We start from the raw sequence: 13,160 nt of genomic DNA on the forward strand, positions 1-13,160 counted from the left end.
TAAATAAACACAAAATTACTAATAAATAGGAGGAGGATTTGTGAAAGTTATAAGGAAGTTTATGGCTCTGTTGATAGCCACAACAATGATGGTATCAAACATTGCCCCTGCTTTTGCTAGTGATGAAACGACATCTGATGATAAGTATGAATATAATTATCAAAACCTAGCAAAGGATAAGGATAAGATAATAAACGAGAAGACGCCTGTTAATATAGCAAGGCCAGAAAAATCTGAGGAATATGTAAAGGAAGCTCCTTTACCTGCTATCTACACCTTGCGTACCGACTACAAGGCAGAAAAGGGAGAAAAGTATAGTGTAAACTACCAACCCTATGTAGCAAGTGTCGGAGCAAATGCAAATAAAGAAGAACAAGCCAAGGTAAATAAGAAAATAGACCTACCAGACATGGCAGGCTACGAAAAACCTAGATGGACCCGTTCTTTTAAGAATGATTATAAAAAAATCGTAGACAAGGCTAAGGACGGAAACAAAACTTATGATAATGGGGACAGATACCTAGCCCTTGATGAATACAAATATACGGCTATGCAAAATACTGTTCTCGTTAAGCATGTTTTCCAAAATATGGAAGACTTTAATAAGTTTACCAACAAAGATGGGACTATTACTAAAAATGATGGAACAGTTATAGACGAAGAAGGTAGAGTAACAAAGTATGATCTAAAAGATAAAGAACAAAAAGAAAAATACCAAGCCTTTGTCAGAGACCATGAAACTATTAGCAAGTTAAATGGTAATACTGGTTCTACCCTAGAGGTTCAAGCCTTGCCAGAAAATGAAAGGCCTGGTTTTGAACCACAAGTTACCAAGCTAAAGACCCAAATCCCAGAAGATACATCTGATTTTAAGATTGAGTATCGCTATAACCGTGCAGCCTACGATGTAGTTTTTGACACCGTAGATGGTACACCACTTCCAACTAGGACTTACTATTATGACCAAGAGATACCTAAGATAGATGAAAATAGCATCCCTACAAAGGAAGGATGTGAATTCCAAGGTTGGAAGCCTTCTCATGATTTAGTAGATGCTGATGGAAATAAATATAAAAAAGGTGAAATCATTAAAGATGCGAAGGGTAATACCATAGTCGATTTGGGTAATACTTTCTATAAAAAAGATGGCAGTGGTAAATACATTGTTAAAAACGGCGACCCTGTAAAGGGAAACAATCAAAAAGAAATAAAACTAAAAATGCCAGCCCTTAAACTAGGGGACGGCAAGTATATCCCAAGAGAAAAGCTAACCTTCACAGCAGTGTGGAAGGATAAGGAAAAGGCTGACTATGCTGTACAGTTTTGGGTTGAAAAGGCAGACCATGCTGATGGTGCATCTATTTTAGAAAAATATGAATATATGAGCACTCGTGTTTATAAACAACAAGACACAGGCAAAAGACCAGAATTAGATAAGGAACCTGTAAATGGACTAAAATTCCCAGACTTAGATCAAGCTCGTCTTAATAAGATTTGGAAAGGCGATAAATTCAATCGTGGCAGCACTCCTTATATAAACAAGTTCTTTGTCTACAACAAAGACTTAACAGATAAAGAAAATGCTGACCCTAAACAACCAACGATAACCAAGGCAGTTTCAGCCACAGGTAAGACCGTCTACAACATCTACTACGACAGACAAGTCTATGACCTCTACTTCACAAAGTCCAATGCCCTCTCCGATAAAGAAACCTTCTATCCAGAGATTTGGGGTCGTGACCAAAAAAAGAACGAACTTGTAAAACTAGGTGGACCTGGCAATCTTTACCACTACAAGGCGAGATTCAACGAGATGATGTATAAGTGGCCAAATGATGCCATGCAAACCAAGGGTTTTACAGAAGGCTACCAAAGCTTTGGCTGGGGACCAAACTATGATAGCCCTAAGTGGCCAGTTCACCTTGACACACCACCTTATAGACTTAATGCAGACCAGTTCCTTGACATGGCTAACTATAATAACTTGGGCGGCTATACTAAGCATATAGATAAGGGCGATGGCACAAACATAGACTTAGATCCGTTAGACTTCAAAACCCTTTCCTTCGGTATAAAACAGGAAAAACCATCCATCCCTCACCACATGGACTTTTGGATGGACGGCTTTAAGGATGGAGAAACCATCATACGTTATGACCTTGTTAGGACTAAGGCAGATACAGCTGACCCAGGGTATACCCACAAATACCCTATAGTTACAGGTTTCACTCCTTATGGACAATATATTCAAGAGGAAAGTCAGGAGGATGGCAGAGTCAATGAAGATAGGATTGATGAACTAAACGACGAGCGTGAAGAGATTACTCCATATCCTGGCAATGGCAAGGCTTACTATAATATATTTGGTATCAACTCACACGTAGGCGAACTAAAATTTATACCAGCCTTCTTTAGTAATGCCGACGAATTTGGCGATCCTTTAGGCGGAGAAGAAAGTGGTTTTAAAGAAAACGGCTACCTTCAATTCCATTACAAACGTAATAAGTATCCACTAAGGTTCAACTACGACCCAACAAAGATTAAGGCAGATACTGAGTTTTTCTACCCTAATGAAAATGGATCAGAAGCAGAAAAAAATAAGGCAAACGCCCTAGAAACCTTCTACGAATTCCCACTAAAATGTCTAAGCCCTGATGTCGATGACAATGATGAATACAAAAAACTTGATGATGGGAAAAATCCTGCAAATTTACTAGATAATCCTAACAACTTATACAAACTAGGCCTCTACGACCTCTTGCAAAGGGATAAAAATGACCCTAGTAAATTCTTCCAAGATAAAAAAGGCAACTACAGGGTAAAAAGACCAGAAGGCCTATCAGACCAAATGGTATTTAAGGGTTGGGCCCTAGATCCAGCTGGAAATAAGATGGTTTGGAAAAACCCAAAAGAAACAATGCCTTTCCATCCATTAAACCTCTACGCTATTTGGGATGAGCCAGACTATAAATGGAAGGTAACTATTGACCCTAATGGAGGAGAGCTCAATGAAATAGGTCTAGAAGACCTTACAACTGAGAAGAAAACCATAAAAGAAGGGGACATTGGTCAAGAGGAAGAAAAGACCTATCCTGTCGCAGGCTATGAAAATGAAACTGCCAAGGATGGTACACAAATCTTTACCGTGGTTCAAAAACAAAAACTTAATAAGCTTCCAAAACCTACTCGTTACGGTTATGACTTCTTGGGTTGGGAAGTAATTCGATACACTAAGGATAAAGATGGCAACTATACTAATATAATTGACAACTCATATCGTAATAGATACAAGGTACCAGAACTTTATTCCTTCGGAACAGATGTTGTTGCTCCGATATACCTAAAGGCAATTTGGGTTGAAAACAAGAGAGCAGAGGTAAAAGTTTACCACTACTACCTAAAGAACCAAAAGACTGATAAGGACGAAAAGCTAGTTCTAGACACATCCAAGTATCCAAACCCAGAACCTAACAGCCTTTCCTACAAGCGTGTAGATGACTACGTTCCAGCAACAGGAGAAAAGCAAGACGAACACTGGATCCTCGCAAGTAATACTGAGTTAATGAAAAAACTCCACGGCACTTATAAGGAAAATGGTAAAGAGGTTGATTTAAAACAAGAATACGAAAAATACAATGAACGTGTCAAATTAAACAACACCTACTTCCAAACCTTCAGAGTCAAAGACAATATTAATGTAGGTACTGAAGATAATCCTGTCTATAAACCAAATCCAGAAAATGTCTTTAGATTCTACTACAGACCATTTAGGACCCGTAACTATAAGGTCAACTACCTTGACGAAAAAGGCAGGGCTGAGGTTGATAAATTCTTTAGTGATTTGAAACTTACAGATACTCAAAACCTAACAGGCGATAAGCTATTAGAAGCAAATACTAAAAACAAAGAAACATTTGAGGCTAAGAGAGCGGACTTGGAAAAAATCCTCGACCAATACAAGATAATCGACAAGGAAGAAGTAACAAGCAATTGTCGTCACTACGACGCAAGAAACTACCGTCACATACCTGGATGGACCCTAGCAAGTGACCCTCAACAACAGCTCTTCTACGATGTAAACGAGAATACCCACGAATTTTTGGGCATAAATGGCACAGGCTCAGATGAAATTTACTTCTACTACAAAGACGCAAGAGTAATAGAAGTAAAAAATCCTAAAGACCCAACTCCAAAAGGCTATGTAAGAGTAATCTTCAAGGCAGACAAGGGCGGATCCTTTGGTAAGGATAAAGATGGTAAAGATATTAAAGAACTTTACTATGATGTAATCAAGGGACTTAAATCAGACTTGCTTCCAGTTCCAAAAGAACTTGCAGAAGGCGAAACTGTAGATAAAGATAAGTATTACATCACTCCAGAAACTGGCAAGAAATTTGTTAAGTGGGATAAGAGTCCATTATTAAACAAAGATACAATTATCAACGAAGACCACACCTTCACAGCTTACTTTGAATGGTCAGGTCTAAGCGCATCTGGACTAGTAAGGACAGAAGCCTTCAAAGATCCAAATGGAAAATGGACAAATAACTTTGCTCCAACTATTGACCAATTAAAAGCACAATTAGTTTGGAGAGAAAAAGATCAAGTAAAAGATCTTCCAGCAGGAACTGAAATAAAATTATATGACGAAGCTGGCAATGAATTAACAACTGATGATCAAGTCTTTGAATTAGTAAATGAAAAGAAAGCTCTCGACAAGGATGAGCTTGTTCGCAAAGTAAATATCAAGGCTAAAGTTACTTTCAAAGATGGCAAAGACCCACAAGAGCTTGATATACCAATCACAGTTTACAAAAATGTTTACGAAGCCCTTAACAAGGCTGGCGACAAACCACTATTCTTAAAAGAAGCTGAAGGAAAAGAAGCAAAAGATGGTGGATTAAGCGATGTAACTGGTAATTATGTAAAAGTTACAGTAAAAGCAAGCAAAGACTTTAACGATAAAGACGACAAGATTTACTATGTAAACAAAAATGCATGGGTAGAAATTCCAGAAGTTAAAACTGATGGTTCTTCAACATTTATCAATTGGACAGCTGATAGGGTTGCTCAAAACGAAAACGGAATTTTTGATTTTACAAAGCGTCACAAGTTTATTGAAGATACAGTTATAAGTCCAAGTGATGCTAAGGACGTAGTTGAACAAACAGATCCAAACAAGAAACCAGACGTACCAGATTCTTATGTAAAAGTAATAGTTGAAACAACTGATAAGGCTACAGATGAAACAACCTTCAAAAAAACTTTCTGGGTTAATCCTACTAAGGAAGTAACAATAGATGTGACAAATCCAACAGGAAAAACTGACCAAGATGTAACTATACCAATCTTTGGCAGGAAAAAAGCAAGCTATGACTTTAAGAAATGGCAAATCGTACAGACAGGCGAAGCTGATGATAAGTTACAAAAGGTTGAACCTACAAAAATAGACATAGCTAAGCATAGGTACACCGATAAGGTTACAGTCATAGAAGCATCTTACTCACAAAAAATCGCTTGGTTTGACATACTCAAGCCAACTGAGACCAAAGAGCTTCACACCCCACAAGGTAAAGAAATAACAAATGATGATTTAATTAAACAAATCACTCCTCAAGAGGATAAAGAGATTGAATCAATAGACGTTATCTCAACACCAAATCCAAATACTGTAGGAAAATCAGAAGCCAAGGTAATCATAAAATACAAAGATGGTACTACACAAGGAACAAATGACAATCCTATAGTAATTCCTGTAGAAGTTCACGAACCAATACTAGAAGCAGGGCCAAAAGGTCAAAAACCAAAAGAAGCCTTAGACAATTATGTAAAGGTAATCTTCAAAGCTGGCACAGGTGGCAAGCTTGGCAATACCCTAAGCGGAAGCTTCACATATTATGTATCACCAGAAGTTGAAGTAGATATGACTGAAACTGCTGGAAATATTATAAAGATTCCAGATGTTGGATATATAAGCGGAGATTGGGATACAAGCGAAACTAAAAAATTAAAAGACAAATTTACTCCTAAAGAAACTGAATTTACTTTTAATTTTACAAAGACAAAAGATATAGTAGAAAAAACAGACGACAATGTTAAAAAGCCAGATGGATATGTAAAAGTAAGCTTCATAAGTAAAGATGGAAATATGGGCAAGCTTGAAGGAGATAAATTAGAAAAAATCTACTATGTAAATCCAAAAGCTGACATTAAACTTGTAGAACTAGCAGACGGACAAAAAGCAAAAGATAATCAATTAGCAGTTCCAAAGACTAAGCCTAGCGCAAACTACGTCTTTGATAGATGGTATGAAGATATCAATACTAAAGATTCAATTACAAGCGAAAGAAAATATGAGGCTAGATTTAAGCTAGACGAGCTAACATTAACTTACAAAGCTGGCGAGGGTGCGAAAGGAACAGTTCCAGAAGCAATTACAGTAGATTATGGAAAAAGTGTTAGACTTGCAAGACCAGATGGACTAACAAAAGAAAATGCAACATTTGCAGGCTGGAAGCTTGATGGTGAAGAAAAAATTTACCAAGCAGGAGATCTAGTTAAACTTGAAAAAGCAAGAACAGCCACAGCCCAATGGAAGCCAGTAGAGCATACTGTGACATTTGATAGTAATGGTGGATCTAAGATTGATGATCAAAAAGTTAAGCATAATGATAAATTAAAAGCTTTTGCTGAGCCTAAGCAAGAAGGAAAGGTCTTTATGGGCTGGAAAGAAAAAGACAAAGAAGATAAAGAATCTTACTTTGATTTAACAAGCCCAATCACCGAAGATAAAAACTTAGTTGCCATCTGGCAAGACCCAGTTCAAGAAATAAAAGACGGGGATAAGATTGAAGATAAATTCATCAAGGTAAGTTTCAAGAAGGGTAGCCATGGTAAGCTTGATCCAGGCGAAAAAACCTACAAGATTGCCAAAAACTATAGCTTCGAGAAAGCCAAAGAAAAGGGAATGGAAGTTCCAACAATCAAGGCAGACAAATATTATAAGGCTAAAGATGGAGAATCTGCTTGGGATAAAAAACTCGAACTAAAAGGTCAATCTATCGAATTTACTGCCCAATACGAGCTTATGGGAGATGTAATTCCTGTAGATAAAGCAGATAGAGATGATGATGAAATCAAACAAGAACAGCCTGAAGGAACTGTCCTTGTTGAGTACAAGGTAGCTAATACTGACAAGGCATATCTTGATGGAGCTTACAAGTTCTTCGTCAAGAAAGGAAAAGAAGTTACTATAAGATCACCATTGTTTGTAAAGACTGACAAAGATTACGACTTCAAGGGTTGGACATCTGGAAATCCTGATGACCAAGCTAACGAAGAAGAAAAGAATAAATGGGAGCAAGTAGCGAAAAAAGATGGAGAAGAAAAAGTTTATATAAGGGGTATCTTTGTAAAAGATGAAATAATTATCAATCAAAACGAAGATAAACCATTTATAGAAATCTTCAAGGCTAATGCTGGAGATAAATATGTCGAGATCAATGAATTATCTGAAGGAGCAGAGGGTAGGCTAAGTATAGTTAGAAGCGATGTAGAAGGTAATGAAGTTGAAACTGAGTACGAATCTGGAATTAAAACTTTCAAGGTTAGAAGAAGGAGAAAGCTTGTAGAAATCAAGAAGAAAGTCTTTGACTTTAAAGGTGATTCCCTCCAAAGTGGTGACATTATTAGATTTAAGGCAGTAAAAGTAAAAGATGGAGAAATTACATCAGAATCAGATGTTACAGAAATAGTAATAGATTAAGGAGGCACTATTTGAAGAAGGGAATAATAACTGCAGTACTTAGCATTAGCATGATTTGTGCTGCAGTTAACCCAACTGAGGGGCTAGCTAAGGATAACTACCAAGACAACTTAGTAAAGGTGGCTAGCATTGATGTTAGCTCCTACCCCAAGTTGGATAATAAAACTATTATAGAAGCAAATAGAAGACAAGCACGAAACAGAAGGTAAATTAGAGTAGAAAGGGGAGCACGCTTATTTAGATCTCCTTACTTCCCTAAACAAGAACCTGATGATCAGCAAAAAGCAAAATTCTTCGCTAATGTAAGTGCGGATTTTGATGCAAGAGGACTTGATGATAAGGACTTTGACTGGGCTGGAGTCTTTGGCAAAGATATAGATGGAAATAAAAATAAGGCGCAAATTGTACTTGAACAGCAATATGAAAATGGTAAAAGTACTGGAACTACATTTGGTCTAAAAGTTGATGGTAAGGGAAATTATAAATGGATTGATGGGTATGGAAAATCAGTAAAGTTACCCTTGTATTCATCTGATTTAAAACCATATAGATACGAAGTATCACTAGATAAGAATGTTTCAAACCATGTAAAACTTCTTACTGTAGAAATAAATGAGTCTGGAAAAAGCTCATATGAATACGGTCGTCCAGATCCTACAAGTGGAGAGGTAATAGGAAACATTACTCTAAAACTAACTATACAACAGCTAGCTTCTACTAAATTTACTTCTAAGTGGAATACAGAAGTAAAAGAAGAAGATAGACCTAAAGTAGATGGATCTTTCCTTCCTGGGAATGAAACAGACTCAGAAAATTATGGAATTTATAGTTTTCCAAAAAATGATACAGGAAAGACGATTATAAGAAATGACAAGCCAGATCCAGATAATCCTGGAGAAAACAGCGAGTATGGTCCTAAAAATTTGGACACAAGCCCAACGGTTGATGTAGCAGATCCGGACCCTGACTCCACTGATACTTATACTCTTGATAGGGATAAACATAGAATCTCTTATAAGGATAAGACCTACAAATATGATTTAAAATACGATGTCATAAATGGTGGTAGGCTTACTATGACAGAAATCTTGCCTGTAACCTTTGATGCTAATGGTGGCAAGTTTGCTTCTATTACAGAAGAAGGTAAAGAGCAAAAGATTGTCAAAGAAGTTGACTTCGATAATGATTTGACTGAAAAAGTAGAAGAGCCAAAAAAGGACCTCGAGACCTTTATGGGTTGGTCAGAAAGTAAAGATGGGTCAGTGCTCTCCAAGGAAGACTTTAGTGAAGCTATAAAAAATATAAAAGAAGCTAAGACTTTCTATGCTATCTGGGATAATAATGACCTAGTTAGCCATGAGCTTGTCGTTAATGAGTCCTACAAAGAAGGCGATACTTTCGTAAATAACTTCATACCTGATTTGTCTACCATAAAAAACCAAATCAAGATTAAAAAAGAAGATGGAAGTGAAGCCCAATTAGCTGAAAATGATAAGGTAGATATATTAGGAGATACAGGAAATGCCTATACTCCTGCTGAGCTTAATAACAAACTTTATGATTTGCTAAGTGAAAAAACTAATCCTAAAGGAGAACCAAGTAGAAGTGAAAGCTTAACAGCTAAAGTAACTTTCGCAAATGGCAAGACCAAGACTGTAAATGTTCCTATTAAGGTTATAAAAAACATCTACGAAGCAAAGACCCTAGCAGAAAAGCCTTACTATGTTCCTGACTCTTATGTAAAAGTAACTGTTGATCCAACTACTAAGGCAAAAGATCCACAAAAGACTTACTACTATGTAAATCCTCAAGCAAAAGTAGTGATTCCAGGAAGTGACCCAGAAGGTATTGGCGATAACAAGTTTGTTAAGTGGACAATGGGAGAAGCGGAATATAAATTAAAAGATAAACCAAGGACACAATTTAAAAGTGAAAGTACAATTGTAGCCCAATATGTATCTGATGTAATCCCTCAAGAAGGAAAGGATAAACCTCAATCTGTTCCAAATAACTATGTCGAGGTAAAATTCGTTCCTACAGACAAGGCGACAGATGAAACAAAGGCTGAAAAGATTTACTGGGTTAATCCTGAAAAAGATGTAACTATCCCAGTTAAAAATCCAGTGGGCAAACAATACTTCACATTTAAGGAATGGAAATTAGGAGAAGAGGCTACTGGAGATAAATATACTCCAAGTACTCCTAAGAGATTTACCGAAGCTACAACAATTACAGCAACTTATACTGAATCAGATAATATAATTCCTTTTGATCCAACGAATTTAGATGACCCTAAAGTTGTAAGACCAGAGGGATATATAAAAATAACATTTGAAGCAGAAAAAGGATTGAAGTTAAAAGAACAAAAAGCCTACTATGTAAAGAAAAATGCAGGCATTACCCTTGGAAATGAAGAACTTGTAAAACCAGCATACGAAGCACAAACTGGTTACAAGTTTGATATGTGGGATAAGGAAGACAGCCTTGTAATCGCAGATGCTGATATTGTAGTAACAGCAAAGCCAACAAAGATTGACAATGTTATTCCCGAAAAAGATGGTGAAGGTAATACAAATAAAAAGCCTGAAGGCTACAAGGAAGTAACCTTTGTTATAAAAGATGATGACAAAACAAAGGGTTCAATAGAAGGTGTTTATAAATTCTATGTAAACCCAACAGAATATGTAACAATCACCCCTCCAACAACCAAGGCTAATACAGGCTTTAATTTTGGAGCATGGGATAATGATGCGACTAGACCTACAGTTTATGATAAGGACACAACAATTACAGGAACCTTTAATGGTCTTAAAGATGTCATTCCAAGTAAAAATCCAGATGGCACAGAAAGCAAAAAACCAGCTGGCTACAAGACAGTAACTTTTGTAATTGACCCTGCCACAGGTGGAAAGATTGCTGATAGCGAAATTACCGTCTACTATGTAAATCCAGCTAAAGAAGTAACAGTTCCTCAACCAAAAACAGCAGCTGATACAGGCTATGAGTTTGAAAAATGGAATCAAGATACTACAACAGCTAAGAAATATACAGAAGACACAACAGTTAAAGGAAACTTTAAAAAGCTTGAAGACATAATCCCATCTACAAATGATGAGGATAAGCCAAATGCCAAACCAGAAGGCTATGTAACTCTTAGCTTTGATAAGGGAGAGCATGGAAAAGAAATAAAAGGACAGGCTATTTACTATGTAAACCCTAAAGCTAATCCTTTTGTAAAATTAGGTGATACTAACATTAAAAAGCCAGAAGCAAAAGCAGAAGTTGGCTATAAATTTACTGGTTGGGATACAGAAGATGCTTTCGAAATTAAAGCTGACAAGATAGTTAAAGCAAAATATGAAAGTATAGGAGATGTTATTCCTGAGGAAAATACTGATGGTAGCAAGAATAAACAACCTGATGGCTATATCAAAGTAACATTCTCAACTGAAGCCAATGGAAAAATCAAGGGTACAGAGAAGACTGAGAAAGTTCTTTTCATCAATCCTAATAAGGCAGTAAGCTTAAAAGACCAAGCTCCAGAAGTTAACCCTAATACGGGCTTTGAATTTTCAACTTGGGATACCCAAATCGAAAAAAATATCCAATACAAGAATGGAGATGTAATCAAGGCTAAGTACAACGCAAAAGGTGATGTAATACCACAAGAAAAAACTGATGGAACTGATAAACCAGCAGGATATCTAACAGTTACCTTTGATAAGGGAGCTAATGGTGAAGCATTAACAGGCAAGACAGTTTACTATGTAAAACCAAACAAAGAAGTAACAGTCCCAGCTCCAACAGTTAAGCCATCTACAGGCTATGAGTTTATCAAATGGGATAAAAACCTAACTCAAACATTTACTGAGGAAAATACAACAATAACTGCTCAATATAAAAAGCTTGGCAATATTATTCCTCAAGGAAAAACAGATGGTTCAGATAAACCAGCTGGCTACTTTACAGTAACATTTAAGCCAGATTCTAATGGATCTCTATCAGGTACTACAGTTTACTATGTAAAACCTAATGTAGATATAGACTTAACAAACACAGCTAATAATATTATTAAAAATCCAAATGAAGGATATACTGAAAAAGGCGGTACTTGGGATTATACATTTAAAGCTGAGAAGATTACTGAGGATAAAACATATACCTTTAGCTTCAAAGAGCTTGATGATGTAATTCCAGAAAAAGATAAGAATGGAAATAGAAATGATAAACCAGCAGGCTATGTAACAGTTAAGCTTATTCCTACAGAAAAGGCTAAGGATAAGAATGTTAAATATTATTTTGTAAACCCAAAAAAGTGGTTACTATTAGTGAAACTCCAGAAGGAGATGAAGAAACTGATTCAAATAATATAACATACACTTATGAATTTATAGGTTGGCAAACAACCAAAGGCACTATAGCTAGTTGGAATGATGGAAATATTAAGGGGACATTCACCCAAGATACAGAAATAACAGCTGTCTATAAGACAAGTGTAAAGGCTGAAAAATTACAAGAAGCCCCAAAACCTAAGAAAAATGTTACAACCCCAATAGGAACTACACCAGAAGCTGGTGACTTGATAGAAAATAAGGATAAGCAACCAGATGGAACGACTTATACTTATACTGATGATGGACATCCAAAGGTAGATGAGGGTGGAGATGTTACAGCCAAAGTTTTGGTTAAATATCCAAATGGTAAAACTGTTGTTGTCGAAGTTCCTATAAGTGTAACAGCTGATATAATAGAAGATCATGATGGATCTGCTAAACACCCTGACAACTATGTCAAGGTAATAGTAGATCCAACAGACAAGGCCACTGAGAACACAAGATTTAAGAGAACTTTCTGGGTAAATCCAGCTAAAGTTGTTAATCTTCCTATAGTAAATCCTAGTGGAAGTGGCAATTATGTGTTCAAAAAATGGCAAATAGGAGATAAAGAGTACAAGCTTAGTGATGGTAAAAAGTTTACTGACAATGTAACTACAATTACCGCTTACTATGAAAAGGAGTATCCAGATATCATTCGTCAAAGTGGAACAGAAAAACCAGAAAATGTTCCAGAATCATATGTGGTGGTTATAGTTGATACAGGAGAGAAGGCAGAAAGTAGAACTTCATCAACCTATTGGGTAAATCCTAATAAGGAGCTTATAATACCGCAAAGTTGGTGGAAGGTTCAAGATGGATATGCCTTTGATAAATGGACTATGAGCCAAGATGAAACAGAAGTCAACTCTGATTTCAAATTAAATCAACCATACAAATATACAAAGAAAACTACTATTCTTGCTAAGTATAAGGAATGTGGCCTATGTCCAAATCCAAATCCAAATCCAGGTGGAAGTGGCGGAGAAACACCAACTCCGACACCAGAACCACAACCAGGC

Annotated in this window: 4 protein-coding genes; all 4 read left to right on the forward strand. The window is 36.5% G+C overall.

The genetic code is table 11. The annotated features are described in order from the left end of the window. Nucleotides 1–61 precede the first annotated feature (61 nt). Nucleotides 62–7,765: an InlB B-repeat-containing protein gene (locus tag HMPREF0077_RS05115; RefSeq protein ID WP_004836909.1), complete on the forward strand. Its 7,704-nt coding sequence runs from the start codon at nt 62–64 to the stop codon at nt 7,763–7,765. 11 nt (nt 7,766–7,776) lie between these two features. Next, nucleotides 7,777–7,974, forward strand: coding sequence for a hypothetical protein (locus HMPREF0077_RS05120; protein ID WP_040349438.1), 198 nt, complete (start codon nt 7,777–7,779; stop codon nt 7,972–7,974). A gap of 312 nt (nt 7,975–8,286) precedes the next feature. Beyond that, nucleotides 8,287–12,138 (forward strand): InlB B-repeat-containing protein, encoded by a 3,852-nt coding sequence (locus HMPREF0077_RS10360; protein ID WP_004836911.1) that lies wholly within the window; start codon nt 8,287–8,289, stop codon nt 12,136–12,138. Beyond that, on the forward strand, nt 12,081–13,160 hold a 1,080-nt coding region (locus HMPREF0077_RS05130; RefSeq protein WP_004836912.1), incomplete at its 3' end, for a Rib/alpha-like domain-containing protein. The genes HMPREF0077_RS10360 and HMPREF0077_RS05130, both read left to right, overlap by 58 nt.

The organism is Anaerococcus tetradius ATCC 35098, from assembly GCF_000159095.1.
Classification (GTDB): Bacteria; Bacillota; Clostridia; order Tissierellales; family Peptoniphilaceae; genus Anaerococcus; species Anaerococcus tetradius.

Bases quoted from the DNA above. Each gene is read 5' to 3' on its own strand.
- HMPREF0077_RS05115 (WP_004836909.1), top strand. From the start codon at position 62: ATGGCTCTGTTGATAGCCACAACAATGATGGTATCAAACATTGCCCCT.